The sequence below is a fragment of the Serpentinimonas sp. SMBJO2 genome (assembly GCF_056341105.1).
In genome coordinates, this window is record NZ_CP150628.1 from 1,509,132 (window position 1) to 1,530,320 (window position 21,189).

General features: G+C 70.3%; 17 protein-coding genes, 1 tRNA gene and 1 pseudogene. 11 read left to right on the plus strand and 8 right to left on the minus strand.

The window, feature by feature from the left end:
* Positions 1 to 12: 12 nt before the first annotated feature.
* From AAAZ40_RS07010 to AAAZ40_RS07030, 5 genes are read left to right on the plus strand one after another with little or no spacing between them, the layout of a single operon-like run.
* On the plus strand, positions 13 to 1,569 hold the full coding sequence (locus AAAZ40_RS07010) for an ABC transporter substrate-binding protein (RefSeq protein WP_476659694.1): 1,557 nt from the start codon (positions 13 to 15) through the stop codon (positions 1,567 to 1,569).
* Positions 1,569 to 2,513, plus strand: a complete 945-nt coding sequence (locus AAAZ40_RS07015) for an ABC transporter permease (protein ID WP_476659695.1) — start codon at positions 1,569 to 1,571, stop codon at positions 2,511 to 2,513. The genes AAAZ40_RS07010 and AAAZ40_RS07015 overlap by 1 nt, the downstream gene beginning before the upstream one ends.
* Complete coding sequence (locus AAAZ40_RS07020) at positions 2,510 to 3,343, plus strand: ABC transporter permease (protein WP_476659696.1); 834 nt, start codon at positions 2,510 to 2,512, stop codon at positions 3,341 to 3,343. The genes AAAZ40_RS07015 and AAAZ40_RS07020 overlap by 4 nt, the downstream gene beginning before the upstream one ends.
* Positions 3,344 to 3,347: 4 nt before the next feature.
* Positions 3,348 to 4,127, plus strand: coding sequence for an ATP-binding cassette domain-containing protein (locus tag AAAZ40_RS07025; protein WP_476659697.1), 780 nt, complete (start codon positions 3,348 to 3,350; stop codon positions 4,125 to 4,127).
* A 3-nt stretch (positions 4,128 to 4,130) separates the two neighbouring features.
* Positions 4,131 to 4,844 (plus strand): ABC transporter ATP-binding protein, encoded by a 714-nt coding sequence (locus AAAZ40_RS07030; protein WP_476659698.1) that lies wholly within the window; start codon positions 4,131 to 4,133, stop codon positions 4,842 to 4,844.
* A gap of 100 nt (positions 4,845 to 4,944) precedes the next feature.
* On the opposite strand, the gene AAAZ40_RS07035 is transcribed toward AAAZ40_RS07030, so the two are convergent.
* Positions 4,945 to 5,157, minus strand: a complete 213-nt coding sequence (locus AAAZ40_RS07035) for a (2Fe-2S)-binding protein (protein ID WP_476659699.1) — start codon at positions 5,155 to 5,157, stop codon at positions 4,945 to 4,947.
* A 196-nt stretch (positions 5,158 to 5,353) separates the two neighbouring features.
* Between AAAZ40_RS07035 and AAAZ40_RS07040 the strand changes: the two genes are divergently transcribed.
* From AAAZ40_RS07040 to parC, 3 genes are all read left to right on the plus strand, one after another.
* On the plus strand, positions 5,354 to 5,812 hold the full coding sequence (locus AAAZ40_RS07040; protein ID WP_476659700.1) for a MerR family transcriptional regulator: 459 nt from the start codon (positions 5,354 to 5,356) through the stop codon (positions 5,810 to 5,812).
* 45 nt (positions 5,813 to 5,857) lie between these two features.
* Positions 5,858 to 5,934, plus strand: a tRNA-Pro gene (locus tag AAAZ40_RS07045).
* 79 nt (positions 5,935 to 6,013) lie between these two features.
* Positions 6,014 to 8,422, plus strand: coding sequence for a DNA topoisomerase IV subunit A (gene parC / locus AAAZ40_RS07050; RefSeq protein ID WP_476659701.1), 2,409 nt, complete (start codon positions 6,014 to 6,016; stop codon positions 8,420 to 8,422).
* Here the strand turns inward: parC and AAAZ40_RS07055 are convergent.
* On the minus strand, positions 8,419 to 8,898 hold the full coding sequence (locus tag AAAZ40_RS07055; protein ID WP_476659702.1) for a RidA family protein: 480 nt from the start codon (positions 8,896 to 8,898) through the stop codon (positions 8,419 to 8,421). The two genes, parC and AAAZ40_RS07055, sit on opposite strands and share 4 nt — an antisense overlap.
* Before the next feature lie 213 nt (positions 8,899 to 9,111).
* Between AAAZ40_RS07055 and AAAZ40_RS07060 the strand changes: the two genes are divergently transcribed.
* Positions 9,112 to 11,661, plus strand: a complete 2,550-nt coding sequence (locus AAAZ40_RS07060; protein ID WP_476659703.1) for a DNA internalization-related competence protein ComEC/Rec2 — start codon at positions 9,112 to 9,114, stop codon at positions 11,659 to 11,661.
* A gap of 4 nt (positions 11,662 to 11,665) precedes the next feature.
* Here AAAZ40_RS07060 and AAAZ40_RS07065 read toward each other — a convergent pair whose 3' ends face one another.
* Genes AAAZ40_RS07065 through AAAZ40_RS07085 form a run of 5 tightly spaced genes read right to left on the minus strand, consistent with a single transcriptional unit; the run spans position 11,666 to position 18,012 of the window.
* Positions 11,666 to 12,823, minus strand: a complete 1,158-nt coding sequence (locus tag AAAZ40_RS07065) for a hypothetical protein (protein ID WP_476659704.1) — start codon at positions 12,821 to 12,823, stop codon at positions 11,666 to 11,668.
* A gap of 4 nt (positions 12,824 to 12,827) precedes the next feature.
* Complete coding sequence (mltB, locus tag AAAZ40_RS07070) at positions 12,828 to 14,015, minus strand: lytic murein transglycosylase B (protein WP_476659705.1); 1,188 nt, start codon at positions 14,013 to 14,015, stop codon at positions 12,828 to 12,830.
* Between the two features lie 2 nt (positions 14,016 to 14,017).
* Positions 14,018 to 16,087 carry a transglutaminase TgpA family protein gene (locus AAAZ40_RS07075; protein ID WP_476659706.1) on the minus strand — a complete coding sequence of 690 codons (2,070 nt, stop codon included), beginning with the start codon at positions 16,085 to 16,087 and terminating at the stop codon, positions 14,018 to 14,020.
* Entirely contained in the window at positions 16,078 to 17,067 is a 990-nt protein-coding gene (locus AAAZ40_RS07080; RefSeq protein WP_476659707.1) for a DUF58 domain-containing protein, read from the minus strand. Before AAAZ40_RS07080 ends, AAAZ40_RS07075 begins: the two co-directional genes overlap by 10 nt.
* A gap of 21 nt (positions 17,068 to 17,088) precedes the next feature.
* Positions 17,089 to 18,012 (minus strand): AAA family ATPase, encoded by a 924-nt coding sequence (locus tag AAAZ40_RS07085; RefSeq protein ID WP_476659708.1) that lies wholly within the window; start codon positions 18,010 to 18,012, stop codon positions 17,089 to 17,091.
* A 32-nt stretch (positions 18,013 to 18,044) separates the two neighbouring features.
* Between AAAZ40_RS07085 and AAAZ40_RS07090 the strand changes: the two are divergent.
* Positions 18,045 to 18,996, plus strand: a pseudogene (locus AAAZ40_RS07090) (histone deacetylase family protein).
* A gap of 515 nt (positions 18,997 to 19,511) precedes the next feature.
* Entirely contained in the window at positions 19,512 to 20,375 is an 864-nt protein-coding gene (locus AAAZ40_RS07095; RefSeq protein WP_476661709.1) for a mechanosensitive ion channel family protein, read from the plus strand.
* Here the strand turns inward: AAAZ40_RS07095 and AAAZ40_RS07100 are convergent, their stop codons facing one another.
* A complete protein-coding gene (locus AAAZ40_RS07100; RefSeq protein WP_476661710.1) occupies positions 20,376 to 21,182 on the minus strand; it encodes a TOBE domain-containing protein in 807 nt (268 codons plus the stop codon).
* Positions 21,183 to 21,189 lie beyond the last annotated feature (7 nt).

Consider the following 21,189-nt stretch of genomic DNA (forward strand, 5'->3'; position numbering starts at 1 on the left):
CAGGACTCTCTTTTGCCCCGCAACCCCCAGCGGCGCTTGGCCCTGCAAGCCTTGGCCGCCGGTGCGGCGCTGCCCTGGTGGGCGCAAGCTGCGGCGCCGCAGCGCGTCTTGCGCGTCGCCGCCGGCCCCGACCGCTACAACACCGACCCCGAGCGCTTCAACTTCACCCTGCGCGGCCCCCATGCCCAGATCGCCGAAACCGGGGTGCGCCCCAACGCCCAGTTTGAGCCCGAGCCGCTGTTGTTCGAGCGCTGGCAGGTGCGTGCGGGCCAGTACCGGGTCACGCTGCGCGCCGGTCTGCGGCACCACGACGGCAGCGCACTCGACAGCGCCGCCGCCATCGCCGCCTTGCAATTCATGGCGCAGCGGCGCACCGATTTTTTGCAGATCGACCCGGCCAGCTTGCGCGCGCTCGACGCGCGCAGCTTCAGCTTTCGCTCGCGCACCGATTCCAACCTAGTGATCGAAAACATGTCGCACCGCGCGGCGTCGTTTTTTTCGCCGCACAGCGACCGCAGCAGCGCGCCGGCGGGCACCGGGCCGTGGCGCTTTGCGCGCTACCAGCCCGGCCAGGTGCTGGAACTGGTGCGCAACGACGCCTACTGGGGCCCGCGTGCGCCCCATGCGCGCATGAAGTTTCGCTTCGTGCCCGACGGCCAAAGCCGCCTGATGGCGCTGGTGGCGGGCGAGGTCGATCTGGTCTCTGAAGTCAGCCCGCAGATGCTGCTCGGGCTCAGCCCGGCGCTGCCGGTGCAGCTGCACCGCTCGCGCCCGGTGTCGTATCTGGCTTTGCTCGTCAACCTGCACGGCCAACCGCCCTTTGCCCGGCTCGCAGACCCGCGCTTGCGCCGCGCGCTGGCGCTGAGCATAGACCGGGCGGCGGTGGCGCGGGTGCTCTACGGCGGTCATGGGGTGGTGGCGCGCGGCCTGCTGCCCGACTGGATGTTTGGCCTAGGCGCGCACGTGCAGGGCTGGGGCCACGACCCGGTGCAAGCGCGTGCCCTGCTGGAGGCGGCCGGCTGGACGCTCGGGCCCGACGGCCTGCGCCGGCGCAACGGCGAGCTGCTGCGCCTGCGCTTGGTGGCGGCGTTCCCCAACTTGGCCGCCGTGGCCCCGTTCCCCGAACTGCTGCAACAGATGTTGCGCGCGGTGGGCATCGCGCTCGAGATCGTGGCCGTTGACGATTCCGCCTTGTACAGCCAGCGCTTTCTGGAGCCGGGGGCGGGCGATCTGTTTGTGGAACTGGGGGGCAACACCAACCTCGACCCCACCTTTTTGCTCTACAACCTGTTTCACAGCCAAACGCCCTGGCGCGGCTACCGCCACATGGCAGCTGGGGCGGCGCTGGATCGGGCCCTAGACGCCGCCCGCGCCAGCACCGACGCCGCCCAGCGCCTAGAGGCGGTGCGGCGCGCGCACCGCAGCGTCATCGACGAGGCGCTGGCTGCCATCCCGATCCTGCTGGTGCCGCAGTTCGTGCTCTCGCGCCCCGGGGTGCGGCTGACGATGTCCGAGCACCGCGACTGGATCGACTACGGCGCCGCGCTGCTGCCAAGCGGGGCGCGCTGATGCGGGCGGCGATCAGGCAGCGCCTGCTGTGGTTGCCGCCGTTGCTGCTGGCGATGTCGATGCTGGCTTTTGCCCTGGTGGCGCTGGCCCCGGGCGACCCGGTGGCGCTCGAAGCCATGCGCGCCGGCATCGTGCTCACCCCAGAAAACGCGGCGGCTTTGCGCCAGCAACTCGGGCTCGACGGCACGCTGGCCGAGCGCTACTGGCGCTGGCTGCAAGCGGTGCTGCAGGGCGACTGGGGCCATTCGATCGCCAGCGGGCGCCCGGTGGGCCCCAAGATCATGGCCCACTTTGGCCCCAGCCTGCTGCTGGCGCTCAGCGCGCTGGCGCTGGCCATGCCGCTGGCTGTGGGCTTGGGGCTGGCCGCGGCCTTGGCGCGCAGCCCTTGGGCGGCGGCCAGCTGGCGCGTGCTGACGCTGCTGCTGGTGGCGCTGCCGGGCTTTTGGCTGGCCTTGCTGGCCTTGCACTTTTTTGCCGTCCAGTGGGGCTGGGTGCGGGTCTTGGGCCAAGGGGAGCTGCGCGATCTGTGGCTGCCGGCGGCGGTGCTGGCGTTGGGGGTGGCGGCACCGGCCAGCCGGCTCATCCGCGAGCGAGCGCTGCAAGTCATGAGCGCAGCGCCGTTCAAGCTGGCGCTGGCCCAAGGGCTGGGGCCGGCGCAACTGCTGCTGACGCGCATTTTGCCCGGCACCCTAGTGCCCAGCATCACGCTCTGGGCCCATACTTTTGGCGCGCTGTTGGGCGGGGTGGTGATCGTTGAGCACATTTTTGGCTGGCCCGGGCTGGGGCGGCTGGTGCTCGAGGCCATCGCTGAGCGCGACTTCCCCATCCTGCAAGCCTATCTGCTGGCCATGGGGGTGGTCTATGTGCTGGTCAACTTGGTGGCCGATCTGCTCGCCGCCGCGCTCGACCCGCGCCTGCGCGCCAGCCTAGGGCTGCAGCCATGAGCGCCAAACCTTGGGGTCTGTACACCGGGCTGGCGCTGCTGCTGCTCTTGCTCAGCGGCGTGCTTTGGCCCGGCCTGTGGGCGCCGCACGACCCGCTGGCCCAAGATTGGTTGCGCCGGCTCGAGCCGCCGTCGGCGCAGCATTGGCTGGGCACCGATGTGCTGGGGCGCTGCGTTTGGTCGCGGGTGGTTTGGGCGGCGCGGGTGTCGCTTGGGGCGGCGCTGCTGGCGGCGGCGGCGCTGTGTCTGTTGGCCTTGGTCTGGGGCTTGGCGGCGGCCGTGAGCGCGCAGTCGGCGCGCTGGCGCTGGATCGACGCCGTGCTCATGCGCAGCGCCGACGTGCTGCTGGCCTTCCCCACGCTGGTGCTGGCGCTGGCCGTGATCGGCGTGCTGGGGCCGGCGCTGCTGACGCTGCTGCTGGCGCTGGTCATCGCTTGGACGCCGGCCATGGCGCGGCTGGTGCGTGTGATGGCGCTGGAGGCGCTGGCGCGCGACTACGTGCGCGCGGCACACGCGGCTGGGTTGTCGCTGCCGCGCCTGGTGCTGCGCCACGTGCTGCCGCCGCTGCTTGGGCCGCTGGCGGTGCTGGCCAGCCTCGAGACGGCGGGCGTGATCTTGGCCTTTGCCAGCCTGAGCTTTCTAGGGCTCGGGGCCCAGCCCCCGACACCGGAGTGGGGCCTGATGCTGAGCGAAGCGCGGCCGTTTTTCCAGACCGCGCCGCATTTGCTCTGGGGCCCGGGGCTGGCGCTGCTGCTCACGGCGCTGGTTTTCAACCTGCTGGGCGAGGGCTTGCGCACCCAGATCGATAGCCGCGCCGTGCTGCGCTGGTGAGCCCATGCAAGCGCCGCACCCACCCTTGCTCGACATCCAGCGCTTGAGCGTGCAGTCTGGCGTCACCACGCTGTTGCATGCGCTCAGCCTGCGCATTCAGGCTGGCCAGCGGCTGGCCGTGGTCGGCAGCAGCGGGGCCGGCAAATCGCTGCTCGCACACACCCTCATGGGGTTGCTGGCGCCGCCGTTGCGCGTGGCCTCGGGGGCCATCGCGTGGCAGGGCGCCGATCTGCTGCGGCTCAGCCCGGCGCAGCGCCACCGGCAGCGTGGCCTAGGGCAGTTTTTGATCTTTCAAAGCCCCGGGGCCTTGCTCGACCCGATGCTGTCGGTCGGCTGGCAATTGCGCCAATGCGCGGCCCGGGTAGGCGCCGGGCCGGCCGAGATCGTGGCGGCGCTCGAGCAAGTCGGGCTCGAGGCGCAGCCGGTGCTGCGCCAGCACGCCGGCCAGCTCAGCGGCGGCATGCAGCAGCGCGTGCTGATCGCCATGGCCTTGCTGCTGCGCCCGCAACTGGTCTGGGCCGACGAGCCCACCAGCAGCCTCGACTCAGACACAGCGGCCGAGGTGCTGCAGGCGCTGGCGCTGATGCAGCAGCAAACCGGCTGCGCGCTGGTGCTGATCACGCACGACTTGCGCATCGTGGCGCAGCATTGCGAGCAGATCGCGGTGCTCGAGCACGGGCGCTTGGTCGAAACGGCGCAGGTGGCAGCGTTCATGCGCGCCCCGGCCAGCGCCGCTGGGCAAGCCCTGCTGCGCGCCGCCCAAGTGCTGCAAGCGGGAGGCTAGCAGATGGTGGCGCCGCAACCCGTGCTCTCGGCCCAAGCGCTGCGCTGCGCCTATGCCGGGCAGGCGCCGGTGCTCGATGGCGTTGCGCTGCAGCTGGCGCCGGGCGAGGTCGTCGGCTTGCTGGGGCGCTCGGGCAGCGGCAAATCGACCTTGGCGCGCTGCTTGGCCGGCTTGCAGCCCTTTGATAGCGGCGAGCTGCGCTGGCGCGCTCAGGTGCTGCCCAGCGCGCGCACGCGCGCGCAACGCCGCGCGATCCAATACGTCTGGCAAGAGCCGCAACTGGCGCTCAGCCCCTACCGCAGCGCGCTCGAGAGCGCGCTGGAGCCGCTGCAAGGCTTTGGGCTGGGCGCGCCCGGGCAGCGGCGCGCCACCGCCGCGCAGATGCTGGAGCGGCTGGGTCTGCCCGCCAGCGCGCAGCAGCGCCGGCCGCATCAGCTCTCGGGCGGCCAGTGCCAGCGCGTGGTGCTGGCGCGTGCGCTGCTGGCGCAACCCGAGGTGCTGCTGCTCGATGAACCGTTTTCGGCCTTGGATAGCGTCACCACGCTGGCGCTGCTCGACGATCTGCCGCAGCTGCTGGCGGGTGCAGGGGCGGCGGTGCTGCTGGTGGCGCACGACCGCAGCCTGGTGCGCCGTCTGGCGCAGCGCGTGCTGTGGCTCGAGGGCGGGCAGCTGAAAGCGGTCAGCGCCGCAGCAGCCACCAGGCCACTGCGGTGGTGATGAGCAAGGGGAGCAACAAGCCGAGCCACATGGTGATCAATCTCGACGGTGTGTGTGGGCTGTGAGCGTTCGTGCCTTAGGGTGCCGTCTGTGCAGGGGGTTAACGCGGGCTTGCCGCGGCCAGCTCTTGGTGCAAATGCAACAAACGCTGGCTTGGGTGGCACTCCGACCAGATGCGCTGCGCCGTGTGCACGCACTGGCCGCACTGGGTCCCCACGCCGTGCTCGAACTGGATGGCGTCGAAGCCTTCGCCTTGCTGGGCGCAGGCGGCGATGGTCTTGTCACTGACCCGGCGGCATACACAGACGATCATGGGAGGGCTCCTGAGGGATTGGATGGATGATAATGATTCGCACTAAAGTCCGCAAACATTTTGTTGATAACCCTTGCAGCGTCATGGCCATCGGGGATTTTGTGCAGACTGCGGGTTTTTCTGGGCCCGGCAACCGATGTTTTGGCCTGCGCTTGGGGTAGATTCACAGCTTTACGATTTACCACGCTGATACGCCATGACTACGGAGCTGCCGCCCATCCCGGCCAAGCGCTACTTCACCATCGGTGAGGTGGGCGAACTCTGCGGCGTCAAGCCGCACGTGCTGCGCTACTGGGAGCAGGAGTTCACGCAACTGCGCCCCATGAAGCGGCGCGGCAACCGGCGTTACTACCAGCACCATGAGGTGCTGATGATCCGGCGCATCCGCGAGCTGCTGTACGAGCAGGGTTTCACCATCCAGGGCGCGCGCAACCGCTTGCAAGAGCAGGTGCAGCATGAGCGCGAGCTGCGCCGCAGCGGGGTTTCCACCCTGGCGCCCATGGAGCCGGAGCACGAAGACCACGACGCACCCGAGCACGCCGACTGCGCAGACGCTGCGGTGGGCGCCACCCCGGCCTTGAGCAACTGGTCCGCCGTGCGCGCCGAACTGCTGGCGATTCGGCGTTTGCTGGCCCAGCCCAGCCAGGGCCCCTAGCCCACCCACGCTGGCGGCCTCGACGGCATGCTAGAATGTCGGCTTCGGCGTGTAGCGCAGCCTGGTAGCGCACTTGCATGGGGTGCAAGGGGTCGCGAGTTCGAATCCCGCCACGCCGACCAAGCCACGATCAAAGCCCGGTACCGCAAGGAACCGGGCTTTTTTTCTGCTGCCCGAGCATGGGCGCAGGCTTGCACCGCCATGCGCGAAAATCAGCGCATGAACCCAAACGAGCCCACGCCATCCACCGAGCCCAGCGCACCCGCCCCCGAAGCCGGCTTCACCCAGCCTGGCGCACCAGACCCGATCCGCACCCATGACCCCGACGGCCTCGCCGACTACGCCGAGCGCGCTTACCTCGAGTACGCGCTGAGCGTGGTCAAGGGGCGGGCGCTGCCCGATGTGTGCGATGGGCAAAAACCGGTGCAGCGGCGCATTCTGTACGCCATGCAGCGCATGGGTCTGGGGCACAGTGGCGCCGGTGGCGCTGGGGCGGCGGCGGGGGCGGCCAAGCCGGTCAAGTGCGCGCGCGTGGTCGGCGATGTGCTGGGGCGCTTTCATCCGCATGGCGACCAGGCGGCTTACGACGCGCTGGTGCGCATGGCGCAAGACTTTGCGCAGCGCTACCCGCTCATCGACGGCCAAGGCAACTTTGGCAGCCGCGACGGCGATGGCGCCGCCGCCATGCGCTACACCGAGGCGCGGCTGGCGCGCATCAGCACGCTGCTGCTCGACGAGATCGACGCCGGCACGGTGGACTTTGTGCCCAACTACGACGGCTCGACTCTGGAGCCGCGCCAGCTGCCGGCCCGGCTGCCCTTTGTGCTGCTCAACGGCGCCAGCGGCATTGCGGTGGGCATGGCGACCGAAATCCCCAGCCACAACTTGCGCGAGGTGGCCAGTGCCTGCGTGGCGCTGATCAAAAACCCGGATCTGAGCGAAGACGAGCTGTTGGCCCTGCTGCCCGGGCCCGACTTTCCGGGTGGGGCGCAGGTCATCAGCCCGGCGGCAGACATTGCCCAAGCCTACCGCACCGGGCGCGGCAGCCTGAAAGTGCGCGCGCGCTGGCGCATCGAAGACCTGGCGCGCAACCAGTGGCAGCTGGTGGTGACCGAGCTGCCGCCGGGCGTGAGCGCGCAGCGGGTGCTGGAGGAGATCGAGGAGATCACCAACCCCAAGGTCAAGGCCGGCAAAAAGGCGCTCAGCCCCGAGCAGACGCAGCTCAAGGCCAGCCTGCTGGCGCTGCTCGACACCGTGCGCGACGAATCGAGCAAAGAGGCGGCGGTGCGCATCGTGTTCGAGCCCAAGAGCAGCCGCTTGGCCCCAGACGAGCTGATCGCCGCCCTGCTGGCGCACACCAGCCTCGAGTGCTCGGTGCCGATCAACCTGACGCTGGTGGGCCAGGACGGCAAGCCGCTGCCCAAGAGCCTGCGCCAGATGCTGAGCGAGTGGCTGTCGTTCAGGCAGCAGACCGTGACGCGGCGCAGCCAGCACCGGCTGGAGCGCGTGCTCGAGCGCATCCACATTCTGGAGGGGCGCGCGCTGGTGCTGCTCAATATCGACGAGGTGATCGCCCTGATTCGCAGCAGCGACGAACCCAAGGCGGCGCTGATGGCGCGTTTTGCCCTGAGCGAGCGCCAGGCCGATGACATTCTGGACATCCGCTTGCGCCAACTGGCGCGGCTCGAGGCGATTCGCATCGAGCAGGAGCTGAGCGAGTTGCGCACCGAGCAGGGCCGGCTCGAAGAGGTGCTGGCGCAACCGGCCAGCCTGCGCCGCTTGCTGGTGCGCGAGATCGAGGCCGACGCCAAGGCCTTTGGCGACGCGCGCCGCACCCTGATCCAGCCCGAGCGCAAGGCCAGCGCCGAAGTCCGGCTGATCGACGAGCCGGTGACGGTGGTGGTGTCGGCCAAGGGCTGGGTGCGCGCCCGCAGCGGCCACGGCCACGAGGCCGGCGGTTTTGCCTTCAAGGCTGGCGACGCGCTCTATGGCGCCTTCGAGTGCCGCACGGTCGACCACCTGATCGTGCTGGGCAGCAACGGCCGCGCCTACAGCGTGCCGGTGAGCAGCCTGCCCGGCGCCCGTGGCGATGGCCAGCCGATCACGAGCCTGATCGAGCTCGAGAGCGGCACCCAGCCGCAGCACTATCTGGCGGCAGCGGCGTCGCTGCAGTGGCTGTTGTGCGGCTCGGGCGGCTACGGTCTGCTGGCCGCAACCGAAGATTTGGTCTCGCGCCAGCGCGCCGGCAAGGCTTTTTTGGCGCTGGCCGAGGGCGAAACCCTGTGTCCGCCGGCGCCGGTGGCCGGGGCGCAGCAGGTGTGCGCGGTGTCGGCGACGGGGCGCATCTTGTGCTTCGATCTGGCCCAGCTGCGGCATCAGCCCAAAGGCGGGCGCGGCCTGCAGCTGCTCCGCCTCGAGGCGAGCGATCGACTCGTGGGTGCGCAACCCTACACGCGCAGCGTGCGCATCGAGGGCACGGGCCGGGGCGCCAAGCCGCGTGAAGAGACGCTGGAGGTGCGCAGCCTGCACAACGCCCATGGGCCCAGGGGCGGCAAGGGCAAGCCGGGCAACTTTGGCTTCAAGCCCGAGCGGGTGCTGCGCGTGCTTTAGGGCCTGGGCGCCAGCTCGGCGATCATCTCGATTTCGACGCAGGCCCCAAACGGCAACTGGGCCACGCCAAAGGCACTGCGGGCGTGTGCGCCCACGGCCGCGCCAAAGACCTCGGCCAGCAGCTGCGAGCAGCCGTTGGTGACCAGGTGCTGTTCGGTGTAGCTGTCGGTCGAGTTCACCAGCCCCATCACCTTGACGATGCGGCGCACGCCGTTGAGGTCGGTGCCGGCGGCCACGCAAGCCGCGTGCAGCGTGCCCAGCAGGTCGATGGCCACGGCGCGCGCGGCCGCTTGGCCTTCGGCGGTGTTCAGGTTCAGGCCCAGCTGCCCGACCCACGGCTGGCCGCCGCGTTTGGCGATGTGGCCGCTGAGCATGACCAGGTTGCCGGTTTGCACGAAGGGCAGGTAGGCCGCCGCCGGGGTGCCCACGGGCGGCAGTTCGATGTTCAACGCTTGCAGGGTGTGATAGACGCTCATGGGGGGCTTGGGCAAAAGTGGGTTGGCTGGATGGCGGTGGTGCGAATCGTGCGCGGCAAAGCAGCGGCGGCGTTTGAAGGCAGCGGCCGCGCTTGCGCCCGGGGTGGCGGCGCACGGCAATTCTAGGGCGATATGATGCGCCCAGAGGCAGGCGGGGATGCGCGCGGGTACGTGCGCGCCGCATCGGCAACCAAGAGCAGGGGAGCAACAGGGATGGACAGACCCGTGGCGATGCATCCGGCGCTGGCGCTGGGCTTGCCGCTGATGCTGGGCGGCATCGGCGGCGCGTGGCTGCAGTTGCAGCAGCCGCTGCTGTGGTCGGGCGGGGTTTATGGCGCGCTGGCGGCTGCGGCGCTGTGTCTGGGCGCGCTGCTGTGGGGCCGCCAGCCGGACCTGGGGGGCGCCAGGCAAAGGCTGTGGAGCTTGGGCTGGCTGCTGGTCGGTGCCGGGCTGTTGTTTGCCAGCACGGGCGGCCGGGCGCTGTGGTTTCAGGCCGGGGCGCTGGATGCGCAGCTCGAGGGGCGCGAGCTGGTGCTCGAAGGTTACGTGGCCGGTTTGCCGCGCCAGGGCGAACTGGGTTGGCAGTTTGAGTTTGTGGTGCGGCAGGCCTCGCTGGCCGAGGCCGGTGGCCGCAGCAGGCACGCCGGGCCAGCGGGCCAGCAAGCCACATCAGCGGGCCAAGCCGCACCACCCGGCCAAGCCGGGCAGACGGTGTCGGTGCCGCAGCGGCTGCGGCTGGCGTGGTTTGCGCCGCGCCCTGGGCGTGGGCCGCCGGTGCAGGCGGACGCGCAAGCAGGCGTCGCCGGACTGCCCGAGCTGCGCGCCGGCCAGCGCTGGCGCCTGACGGCGCGCTTGCAGCGCCCGCACGGCTTGGCCAATCCGGGTGGCTTCGATTTTGAGCTGCGGCTGTGGGAGCAGGGCATCCACGCCACCGGCAGCGTGCGCGCCGGGCCGGGCACGCCAGCGCCGCAGTTGCTCGGTCACGGCTGGGATTTTCCGGTGCAGCAGGCGCGCCAGTGGGTGCGCGACCGCATGCTCGACCGCGTGCAACCCGCAGCCACGGCCGGCGTGCTGGCGGCGCTGGTGGTGGGCGATCAGGGCGCCATCCCGCAGGCGCACTGGGAGACCTTTCGCGTCACCGGCGTCACGCACCTGATGGTGGTCTCGGGCACCCACATCACGCTCTTTGCCTGGATGGCGATGGCGCTCATCGGCCTGCTCTGGCGCTTGGTTGGGCGGCGCCTGCCGGCGCTGCTGCTGGCCGTGCCCACCCCGGTGGCGGCGGCCTTGGGCGGGCTGGCGCTGGGGTTCTTGTACGCGCTGTTTTCGGGTTGGGGCGTGCCGGCGCAGCGCGCCGTGCTGATGCTGGCCACGCTGGTGCTGTTGCAGCTCAGCGGCCGCCAGTGGCCGTGGCCCTTCATGTGGCTGGCGGTGATGCAGATGGTGGTGCTGCTGGACCCGTGGGCCTTGCTCAGCCCCGGTTTCTGGCTCAGTTTCGTGGCGGTGGCGGTCCTGTTTGCCAGCGGCCAGCCGCTGCCCACCGACGGGCGCAACGGGCGCCACTACGTGCAGGGGCTGGTGCGCACGCAGGCGCTCATGACGCTGGCCTTGGCCCCATTGCTGCTGCTGTGGTTTGGCGAGTTTTCGTTGGTGGGCTTGCTGGCCAACCTGCCCGCCATCCCTTGGGTCACGCTGCTGGTCACGCCGCTGGCGCTGGCCGGGGTGCTGCTGTGGCCGCTGTGGCTGCTGGCGGGCTGGATGGTCGATGCGCTGATGCTGTGGCTGCAAGCCTTGCAGCAGTGGCCTTGGGCCAGCATCAGCCGCCCGGCGTTGCCGCTGCTGCTGGCCTTGTTGGCCGCCCTGGGCGGGCTGCTGCTGGTGCTGCGCTGGCCGTGGTCGTTGCGCGCCTGGGGGCTGCTGCTGATCTGGCCGGCGCTGGCCTACAGCCCGGCGCGCCCGCCGCCGGGGCACTTCGAATGGCTGGCGGCCGACGTCGGGCAGGGCACGGCGGTGATCGTGCGCACCCAAAACCACACCTTGGTTTACGACACCGGGCCGCCCATGGGGCCGCACAGCGACGCCGCCCAGCGCGTGCTGCTGCCGCTGTTGCGGCGCCACGGCGAAGCGCCCACCAAGGTGCTGATCAGCCACATCGATACCGACCACGCCAGCGGCATCGCCACGCTGGCGCGCGCGCACCCGCAGGCGCAATGGCTGACCTCTTTTGACACCCGGCCGTGGGGCCTGGACAGCCAGCGCTGCCTGGCGGGCCAGAGCTGGGTCTGGGACGGGGTGCCGTTTCGTATCCTGCACCCGGGCCCGGACCATTACGCCGCGCGCCGCCCCGACAACGCCATGTCGTGCGTGCTGCAAGTGGGGACTGGAGCGGCTTCGCTGCTGCTGCCGGGCGATATCTACATCGAGGAGGAAACCCGCCTGGCGCTGGCGCAGCCCGATCTGCGCGCCGGGGTGCTGCTGGCCGCGCACCACGGCAGCCGCACCTCGAGCGGGCCGGTCTGGCTCGACACGCTGCAGCCACAGTGGGTGGTGATCCAGGCCGCGCACCGCAGCCGCTATGGCCACCCGCACCCGCAGGTGCTGGCGCGGCTGCAGGAGCGCGCCATCCCGTGGGTGGCCACACCCCTGTGCGGGGCCGCTTGGGGCAGCAGCCAGCGCCCGGACGAACTGCACTGCCAGCGCCAGCAGCGCCAGCGCTATTGGCAGCACCCGGATGGGCACCGCGCACTGCCCGCGCCGCCCTAGGTTCTCAGAGCGGTGGCAGCACGTCGAGCCGGCGCGCCGGCCAGTCGAGCACGGCGCAGCGCCGGTGCATCAGGCGGGCCAGATCGGGGTGCGCCGCGGTGATCACTTGGCTGGCGAAATGGGCCAGAAAGCGCGCGCGCAACTCGGCACCGGCGCGCTCGACGCCTTGGTTTTCGTAGGGCATGGAGGTCAGCAGCAAAAAACCGTCGGGGGGGATGCGCCCGGCGCGCATGTTGCTGTGGATGATGTCGGCGGCGGTGCGGATGGGTTGCGCCAGGTCTGGGCTGTAGGGGCCGATCATCAGGGCCAAATTGGGGGTGTGCAAAAAGTCAAAGCCGCGCCCAAGGCAGAGCACCCATTCGCGGTGTTCGATCGCCAGCGCCCGCCCGTGCTGCTGGCGCACGCCGGCCACGTGGGTCAGGTTGCCCAGCAGCAACGGCAGCAGGTCGGCGCGCACCGGGCGCGGCAGGCCGGGCAGGGTGCGCACCAGTTGCGCTTCCAGCGCCAGGGGGTCGGGTTCGGTGCCGGCCGGCGGCTGGGTGCGGGCATCGGGCTCGGGCTGGGTGGCCGCGGCAGCAAAGGCGGCCAGATCGAGCACGGTGCCGTCGGGGCCGTGCAGCAGCAGGGCTTCTTCGTCGGTCTCGAAGCCGCAGACGATCGGATAGACGCTCTGGTGCGCGGCGCCAAACAATGCCGACACCTGGGCGTGTATGGCCCAGGCGTGCGCCATGCTGTCGTCGCGGCGGTAGCGAAAACCGGCGCAACCGCGCTTGCGCTCGCCGCGCGACCAGTGGTAGGTGATGAGCAGCAACACCCGGCGTCCGCTCTGCGTTTGGTTGTTGACGAAATCGATCAGCAACTGGCTCAGGTAGGGCCAGCCGAGGTTGAACATGCCGCCCAGGTTGCGAAAGGGGGTGATGATGCCTGCGGGCAGCTGGGTGGCCAGCGCGAGGTTGACGCGCCCGTCCATGCACATCAGGGCGGCGATGGCGCTGGGGTGCTGCGCCCGGTAGCGCTGGCGCTCCAGCCAGGCCTCGGGGCCGCGAAACGATTCGCCGTGGCGCTGCGCCAGGTCGAACAGCCAGTCGATGCGCTGATCGATCGGGCTCTGGTGGATCGAAGCCGCAGGGGCAGCGACTGGGGTGGGGGTGGCTGTGGGCATGGATTCAACTCCGGCGCCGTGCCCGCACCGCCTGCCCCAGGTCGATCACCGCCATGACGTAGTAGCTGCTGGGGTTGTAGCGCGAGATGGCAAAAAAGTTTTGCGTGCCCAGCCAGTGGCTGGCGGGTTGGCCGCCGCGCGCCGGGTCGCCTTGTTCCAGTTCGACCAGCGCCAGCAGGCCGTCGTGCTGCAGCGCGGCGCCAGCGGGTTGCACGCCCAGGGCCTGCAACTGCTCGAGCGTGAAGCTGGGGCGGATGCTGGGCGCGAGCAGGGTGGGCAAATCGAGCCGCGCCGGGTCGAAGGTGAGCGGGAAGTGGGTGGGCATGCCGGGCTGCCAGCCGTGTTCGCGCAAGAAATGGGCCACCGAGCCGATGGCGTCGGGCGCGCTGTCGATCAGGTCGATGCGGCCATCGGCGTCGAAATCAACGCCAAAGCGCGGCCAGTTGCTGGGCATGAACTGCGGCAGCCCGATGGCGCCGGCGAAGCTGCCGCGCCAGGAGTCGGGGGGGCGCGGGTGCTCGCGGCTCAAACGCAGAAAGGCGATCAGTTCGGAGCGGAAAAACTCTCTGCGCTGGGCCGCGCGCGGGTGCTCGGGGGGGAAGTCGAAACCCAGCGTGGCCAGCGCGTCGAGCACGCGGTGCGTGCCCATGTGGCGGCCGTAGAGCGTCTCGACGCCGATGATGCCGACGATGAGCCAGTCGGGCACGCCAAACTCGCGCTCGGCGCGCTCCAGGCTGGCTGCGTGCTGCTGCCAGAAGCGCAACCCGGCCTGAATGCGCACCGGTTCAACGAAGCGCGCCCGGTAGGCCGGCCAGTCGCGCAGGGTGCCGCGCGGCATCGGCGTCATGAGGCGCACGATCTGCGGCCGGTGCCGGGCTTCGTGCCCGATCCAGCGCTCGGCCCAGCCGTCGTTCCAGCCCTGCTCGGCGTCGAGCTGGCGCGCAAAGGCCAGCGCGGCGGCGTGCTGGGCGAAGCTGCCGGGGGCGGCGGGCGCTGCCGGGGTGGGCACGGTCGGCACGGGTACATGGGCCGAAAGGGCGGTTCCCGAGTGGCGGCTGGGGGTGGCCAGAGCCCGCGCCGGCAGCAGGGCGCTGGGCAGCGCGGCAGCGCCCAGGGCCGCGAGAGTGAAGCGGCGGCGCTGGCGTTGGCTGGGCGCCGGTTCCAGAGTGGCAAGGGCTGGGTCGAGGGGCATGTTCAGGGGGTTCGGGGCAAAGGGGGCAACTGCCGCCATTGTCGGCGCAAAGCGCGCAGGTCGATCTGCTGGGTCGGGTCGAAGCGTTGGGCTTCGAGCCGCAGCAGCCAATGGCTCCAGGCGGTGGCAGTGGCGGTGGGGCAGTCTGTGGGCAGCGCAGCGGCGAGCTGGCGCGGGGTGGCTGGGGCTGGCACCACGCCACCCGCCTGGGCCACGGCCTTGCGGGCGCGTTGCAGCAGGCGCAGCCAGGGGTCGGGGCGCGGCCGCAACCACTGCAGCCAAGCCGCGGCGGCCAGGGTGGCCAGGCACAGCAGGCCCACCAGCAGGTACAGCAGCTGCTGCCAGTGCGGGGCGGCAAAGCCGAGCTGGCGCAGCAGCTCGAGCTGACGGTTCTGGCCGTAGTCGAGCACCCACTGGTTCCAGCGGTTGTTGGTGGCCTCCCAGAGGGCGCGCATCTGGGTCAGCAGATCGGGGTCGATCTGGATCAGGGCCGCGGCGATGGGCCCCGGTGGCGGCAGCAGCCGCTGCAGGTCGGCGGTGCGCGCCGGCGCCACGTGCGCGGTGGGGTCGATGCGCGTCCAGCCTTGGGCATCGAGCCAGACTTCGGCCCAGGCGTGGGCGTCGCTCTGGCGCACGGTCCAGAAGCCGTCGATGGGGTTGAGCTCGCCGCCGTGGTAGCCGGTGACGATGCGCGCCGGGATGCCCAGCTCGCGCATCAGCACCACGAAGGCCGAGGCGATGTGCTCGCAAAAGCCCTCGCGGCGATCGAACCAGAATTCGTCGGCGCTGTGGCGGCCGAACAGGCCCGGCTCCAGGGTGTACTGGTAGCCGCCGGTGCGCAGGCGCAGCAGCACGGCGTCGATCAACTGCGGCGCGCTGACGTCGGGCCCCAGCTGCTGGCGCAGTTCGGCCGCCAGCTGGCGCGTGCGTGGGTTGAAACCGGGGGGGAGTTGCAGGTTCGCTGCCAGCGTGGCGGCGGGGTGCAGCGGGCGGTGGCGCAGCTCGGGCCAAGCCACGGCCTCGAAGCGGGTGACTTCGGTCAGGGGCCGCGGCAGGATCCATTGCAGATCGGGCGTGAGCCGCGCGCTCTGGGTGCCGATGGGCGGCAGTTCCGGCGTGGTCTGCAGCGTCAGCACCCAGGGCTGGTGGCTGGGTTCCATGGTCAGGCGGTAGCGCAGCGGTGCGCCGGCGCGGTGCAGCTCGGTCTGCAAGGCGGCGCTGGCGTGCTCGGGCAGGCTGTGCTCGCCGTACTGGGGCAGCCACTGCTGGCCGTCGAAGCGGCTCAAAACCGGGCCACGGAAATAGAGCTGATTCTGGGGCGGGCGGCGGCCGTCGAGAAATTCGACGCGCAAGGCCACGCTGGGGTCGAGCGCCAGGCGCGCGATCTGCCCCACCTGCATCTGCCCCGTCAGGCCGCTGCGGCCCATCTGGGCGTCGGTGGGGATGTGCCACAGCGGGCCAAAGCGCGGAAACAGCACGAACAGCAGCAGCATCAGCGGCGCTCCGAACAGCACCAGGGCGCTGGCCTGGCGCAGCGCCTGGGTGAGCGGCGGGCGCCCCAGCGGCAGATGCGCCAGCACCAGGCCGGTGAGCAAGCCCAGCAGCGCCGGCACGATGCCCAGCGCGGTGAGCAGCGACTGCGAGTGCAGCAGCAGCGTGAGCAGGGTGAAAAAGCCCAGGAAAAACACCACCAGCGCGTCGCGGCGGGCGCGCAGCTCGAGCGTTTTGAGCGCCAGCAGCAGCACGATCAGGGTGCTGCCGGCCAAGGCGCCCCAGAGGCGGCCGTGGTGCAGCCAGGTGCCGGCCAGCACCAGCAGCAGCAGGGCCAGCATCACGGCGCGGCCGGGCAGGGGCTGGCCGCGCAGCGCCAACACGGCGCGCCCGAGCAGCAGCAGCAGCGCCAGCGCGCTGGCCCACAGCGGCTGGTGCGCGCTTTGCAGCAGCACGATCCAGCCCACCACGCCGAGCAGGAACAGCGTGTCGCGCAGCTCGCGCGGCCAGGTGCGCGGGGCCAGCGCCAAGGTCAGCCAGGAAGGCTGCGCCAAGTGCGGGGCCAGCTGCGTCAGCGGCATGCCAGTGCCTCCAGGCAACGCTGGCGCTGCGCCGCGCCCTGCTCGGGCGCGATGTCGCAGCCCGGCAGGCGCAAGCCGTAGCGCAGCCCCAGGGCGTCGGCTTGCAGCACCCAGGCACACAGGCGCGAGCGGCGTGCCTCTTCGTCGTGCAGCTGGCAGCGCGCGTGCTCCAGCCACAGTTCGGCCGCGGCGGGGTGGCTGAAGTCGCGGCTGACCCACTGCGCCTGCCCACCGCCGGCCAAGCGCGCGGCTTTTTTCCACAGCACCCACTTGAGCGGGTCGCCGCGCCGGTAGGGGCGGGCGCCATCGGTTTCGCCGCTGCGCTGGGCGGCGTGGGGGCCGCTGGCGGGGCCGTCCTCGTGTGTGGCGGCCAGCGGCAGCGCCGGCGCCGGGGTCTCGGGGGCCGGATAGACCCACAGCTGCGCCGCCGGCCGCCACCAGTGCCAGACCTTGAAAGTGCCGAGCGGATACACGGTCTGCACCCGCAGCGCCGGCAGCGGCAGGCGGCCGCGCTGCTGCGTGGGGTAGGCCAGCTGCACGCTGTGCTGCTCCTGGGGGCCGACATCGGCCCACACGTCGCTGGCTGCAGCGCCGCTGCCCAGCCACTGCAGCCCCACGGCATAGCGCGCGCGCCGCGAGGGGTTGCGCAAGTGCACTTCAACCGCTGCGCTCTGGCCAGCAAACACCGGCGCACCGGGGTGCAGGCTCAGCTCCAGCCCGGCCAGGTTGCGGTGCCCCACCCAGACCCCAGCCGCGGCACTGCCGGCGAGCAAAAAAGTGAGCAGGTAGCCCAGGTTGAGCTGGTAATTGATGCTGCCCAACAGCAACAGCAGCAGCGTCAAGCCCAGCATCCAGCCGGCACGGGTGGGCAGCAGGTAGAGGTTGTGCTGGTGCAGCGCGGTTTGGTCTTGTGGCGGCAAGCGGCGCAGCCACCAGGCGCGCAAGCGCGGCACCACGGCGGGTTGGACCAAGGCGGGCATGAGATCTTGCCTCCAGGCCCCTCAGCGCAGCGCCGTGGCCTCGATCATGGCCTGCACCTGCTCGAAGGCGCCGCGCCCGGAGCTGCCCAGCGGCTGCAGCCGGTGCGCTGCGGTTTGCGGCAAGATGGCGGCGACATCGTCGGCAGCGACGTAGCTGCGCCCCTCCAGCAGCGCACGCGCTTGGGCGGCGCGCAAGATCGCCAGTCCAGCGCGCGGGCTCAGGCCCTGGGCAAACCAGCGCCCGTTGCGGCTGGCCTCCAGCAGGTCTTGCAGGTAGTCGAGCACCGCATCGCTCAGGGCCACCGCCTGCACCTGCGCCTGAAGCCGGGCCAGGCCGGCGCTGTCGAGCAGGGCGGGCAGGGTGTCGAGCAGCTCGCGCCGGTCTTGGCCGCGCAGCAGCAGGCGCTCGGCCGGGCGGCTGGGGTAGCCCAGACGCAGGCGCATCAAAAAGCGGTCCAGCTGCGATTCGGGCAGCGCGTGCGTGCCCAACTGGTCGTGCGGATTCTGGGTGGCGATCACAAAAAAGGGCTGCGGCAGCGGCCGCGTCGCGCCCTCGACCGAAACCTGCTTTTCTTCCATGGCCTCGAGCAGCGCGCTTTGGGTCTTGGGGCTGGCGCGGTTGATCTCGTCGGCCAGCAGCACCTGGGCAAACAGCGGACCCGGGTGGAACACAAACTCGGCGCGCTCGCGCTCGAACACCGAAACGCCCATCAAATCGCTCGGCATCAAGTCCGAAGTAAACTGTACCCGTGAGAACTGCAGCCCGAAGCTGTGCGCCAACGCGTGGGCCAGCGTGGTTTTGCCGACGCCGGGCAAGTCTTCGATCAGCAGGTGTCCACCGGCAAGCAGGCAGGTGACGGCGTCGCGGATGACGCCGGCTTTGCCCACGATGACCGTTTCGAGTTGGCGCAGCAGCGGCGCGACGAGGGATTGGGGTTCGTGCATGGTGGCTACGATAACGGAAAATGGAGACAAGGATGAAACCGACCGGTTACTACACCCACCCCGCCTGCCGCAAGCACGACATGGGCCCGGGCCACCCCGAATGCCCGGAGCGCCTGGGCGCGATCGAAGACCGCCTGCTCATCACTGGGCTGGCCGACGCGCTCGAGCGCCGCGACCCCAGCCCAGCCTCGCAGGCGGAGCTCGAACTCGCGCATTCGCGCATGTACGTGGCGTCGCTGCGCGGCATGACCGACGAGCTGCGCGAGGAAGTGCGCGCCGGCGGCCCGGGCCGGGTGCAGCTCGACCCCGACACCTCCATCAACCTGCACACCTACGAAGCGGCGCTGCTGGGCGCGGGCGCGGCGCTCAACGCCACCGACGCAGTGCTGGCCGGCGAGCTGCAAAACGCCTTTTGCGCCGTGCGCCCGCCCGGGCACCACGCCTGCCGCGACCGCGCCATGGGCTTTTGCATCTTCAACCACGTGGCGCTGGCGGCCAAGTACGCGCTCGAGCGCCACGGCCTGCAGCGCGTGGCGGTGATCGACTTCGACGTGCACCACGGCAACGGCACCGAGGAAATTGTCGCCGGCGACCCGCGCATCCTCATGTGCAGCTACTACCAGCACCCGTTCTACCCCGAGTGGCCGCACGCCGAGGCCGATAATCTGGTCAACCTGCCGGTGCCCGCCTACACGCGCGGCAGCGAGGTGCGCGAGCTGATCGACAGCGTTCTGGATGCCGCGCCTGGAGGCGCACCGGCCCGAGATGATCTTCATCAGCGCCGGCTTCGATGCCCACCGCGAAGACGACATGGGTCAGCTCGGGCTGGTGGAGCAAGACTACGTCTGGATCACACAGCGCCTGCGGGCCGTGGCCGACAGGCACGCGCAGGGCCGCATCGTGAGCGTGCTCGAGGGCGGCTACAACCTGAGCGCACTGGCGCGCAGCGTGGAAGCGCACATTCGCGTGCTGGCCGATCTGTGAGTACCTGGTTGGTGAGTTTGAGCGCAGCAATCAACCCGGCGCTTGCCGCCCCTGCCACCCCGGTGCCCGAGCCGGTGGGCTTTTTTGTCTGGATCGGGGCGTTCCAGCAAAACAATGTGCTGCTGGAGTTGCTGTGCCTGCTGGTGGCCCTGCTGCTGGCGCTGTGTGCGGTCTGGTTGTTGCGGCGTGCCAGCCGCTCGATGGGTGTGCCCGACCCCAGCCCCGATCAGGCCAAGGGTTCGGTCTGGTTCGGACGGCGTCTGATCGACGGCGTCTTGTTCCCGCTGCTGTGGCTGCTTTTTGCCTATGCCGGCTCGGTGGCGCTGATGCGCTTTCAGCCCTTGGCCTTGTTTCAGATCGCCCTGCCGGTGCTGCTGGCGCTGGTGCTGATTCGGGTCACGGTGCGGGTGTTGCAAGTCGCGTTTGCGCAGGCGCGCTGGCTGGTTCCGATCGAACGCACGGTGTCGTGGGGCGTGTGGCTGATGCTGGTGCTGTGGGTCAGCGGTCTGCTGCCCATGGTGCTGCACGAGCTCGACCAGATCACCTGGACCTTGGGCGGCAGCACGGTTTCGGTGCGCACCCTGATCGAAGGGGCGCTGAGCGCAGCGCTGGTGTTGATCGTGGTGCTGTGGATTTCGTCGGCCATCGAAGCGCGGCTGCTGCATCAGGTGCAGGGCGGCGAATCGCTGTCGCTGCGCAAGGCGGGGGCCAACGCCATTCGGGCGCTGCTGCTGTTCGTCGGGCTGATTGTGGCCCTGTCGTCGGCGGGTATCAACCTGACGGCGCTCGGGGTGCTGGGCGGCGCCATCGGGGTCGGCATCGGTTTTGGCCTGCAGCGCTTGGCGGCCAACTACGTCAGCGGTTTCGTCATCCTGACCGAACGCTCCATGCGCATCGGCGACATGATCCGGGTGGATAACTTCGAGGGCCGCATCACCGACATCAAGGCGCGCTTCACCGTGATTCGCAGCTTGGCCGGGCGCGAATCGATCGTGCCCAACGAGATCTTGCTCACCAACCGGGTGGAAAACCTGTCGCTGGCCGACCCCAAGGTCTGGCAATCGACCGTGGTCAGCGTGGCTTATGGCAGCGATGTGGATCTCGTCTCGCGCCTGCTGTGCGAAGCGGCCCAAACCCAGAGCCGGGTGTTGAGCGACCCTGGTCCGGGCGCGTTTCTGTCGGCTTTTGGCCCCGATGGGCTCGAGTTCACCCTGGGCTACTGGATCGAAGATCCCGAAAATGGACCGCTGCGCCTGCGCTCGTCGATCAACTGCGCCATTTTGGCGGCGTTTGAGCGCCACGGGATCACCATTCCCTTTCCGCAGCGGGTGCTGCACCTGCCGAGTACGCCAGCGCCCCTGGCGACGGCGCCGCGCTGATCAGTCGTTCACGCCCACGATCACACTCGAGGCCTTGAACAGGGCACTGACGCGCTGGCCGACGGCGAGCTGCATGTCGCTGCAGCTCTGCTGCGTGATGATGGCCGCCAGGCTGGCGCTGCCAGACAGTTGCAGCACCACTTCGGCGTTCACGGCGCCGGGTGTGATGCGCATGATCGTGCCACTCAGGCAGTTGCGGGCCGAAAAACGCGCCCGGCTGGGCTTGGCAGCGGCGCCGTCGCTGTCGGCGGCGGCGTCGTCAGGGCACATCAGGATGATGGAGGAGGCCTCGATGAGCGCAAAGGCCTCGGTCCCGATCTGCAACCCCAGGCTTTGCGTGCTCTCGCGCGTGAGCAGCGCGACCAAGGGCTGGGGGGCGCCGATGTCGAGTTCGATCAGGTCGTTGACGGCCCCTGTGACGATGCGCGCCACGCGCCCCAGAAACTGATTGCGCGCGCTGGTTTTCATGGTCATGCTCCGCAAAAGCAGGTAGTCGTCGGCCATGCCGCAGGCCTGGCGGCTCAGGTGTTCGACAAAGCGCCGGTGCTCGGCCTCGAGGCGGCGGTAGTTGGTCACCAGTTGCAGGCCCCGCGGCGTCAGGCGGGTGCCGCCACCGCCCTTGCCGCCGGTCAGGCGCTGCACCAGCGGCTCGCCGGCCAGGGTGTTCATGGTGTCGATGGCGTCCCAGGCGGCCTTGTAGCTCAGCTGCGCCGCCTTGGCTGCGCGCGTGATCGAGCCCCAGGTGCCAATGTATTCGAGCAAGGCGATGCGGCCGGGGCCGCCGAAGTTGCGCTCGCCCGCCGTCATCCACACC

Bases quoted from the DNA above. Each gene is read 5' to 3' on its own strand.
- AAAZ40_RS07015 (WP_476659695.1), top strand. From the start codon at position 1,569: ATGCGGGCGGCGATCAGGCAGCGCCTGCTGTGGTTGCCGCCGTTGCTG.
- AAAZ40_RS07020 (WP_476659696.1), top strand. From the start codon at position 2,510: ATGAGCGCCAAACCTTGGGGTCTGTACACCGGGCTGGCGCTGCTGCTG.
- AAAZ40_RS07025 (WP_476659697.1), top strand. From the start codon at position 3,348: ATGCAAGCGCCGCACCCACCCTTGCTCGACATCCAGCGCTTGAGCGTG.
- AAAZ40_RS07030 (WP_476659698.1), top strand. From the start codon at position 4,131: ATGGTGGCGCCGCAACCCGTGCTCTCGGCCCAAGCGCTGCGCTGCGCC.
- AAAZ40_RS07035 (WP_476659699.1), bottom strand. From the start codon at position 5,157: ATGATCGTCTGTGTATGCCGCCGGGTCAGTGACAAGACCATCGCCGCC.
- AAAZ40_RS07040 (WP_476659700.1), top strand. From the start codon at position 5,354: ATGACTACGGAGCTGCCGCCCATCCCGGCCAAGCGCTACTTCACCATC.
- parC (WP_476659701.1), top strand. From the start codon at position 6,014: ATGCGCGAAAATCAGCGCATGAACCCAAACGAGCCCACGCCATCCACC.
- AAAZ40_RS07055 (WP_476659702.1), bottom strand. From the start codon at position 8,898: ATGAGCGTCTATCACACCCTGCAAGCGTTGAACATCGAACTGCCGCCC.
- AAAZ40_RS07060 (WP_476659703.1), top strand. From the start codon at position 9,112: ATGGACAGACCCGTGGCGATGCATCCGGCGCTGGCGCTGGGCTTGCCG.
- AAAZ40_RS07065 (WP_476659704.1), bottom strand. From the start codon at position 12,823: ATGCCCACAGCCACCCCCACCCCAGTCGCTGCCCCTGCGGCTTCGATC.
- mltB (WP_476659705.1), bottom strand. From the start codon at position 14,015: ATGCCCCTCGACCCAGCCCTTGCCACTCTGGAACCGGCGCCCAGCCAA.
- AAAZ40_RS07075 (WP_476659706.1), bottom strand. From the start codon at position 16,087: ATGCCGCTGACGCAGCTGGCCCCGCACTTGGCGCAGCCTTCCTGGCTG.
- AAAZ40_RS07080 (WP_476659707.1), bottom strand. From the start codon at position 17,067: ATGCCCGCCTTGGTCCAACCCGCCGTGGTGCCGCGCTTGCGCGCCTGG.
- AAAZ40_RS07085 (WP_476659708.1), bottom strand. From the start codon at position 18,012: ATGCACGAACCCCAATCCCTCGTCGCGCCGCTGCTGCGCCAACTCGAA.
- AAAZ40_RS07095 (WP_476661709.1), top strand. From the start codon at position 19,512: ATGGTGCTGCACGAGCTCGACCAGATCACCTGGACCTTGGGCGGCAGC.
- AAAZ40_RS07100 (WP_476661710.1), bottom strand. From the start codon at position 21,182: ATGACGGCGGGCGAGCGCAACTTCGGCGGCCCCGGCCGCATCGCCTTG.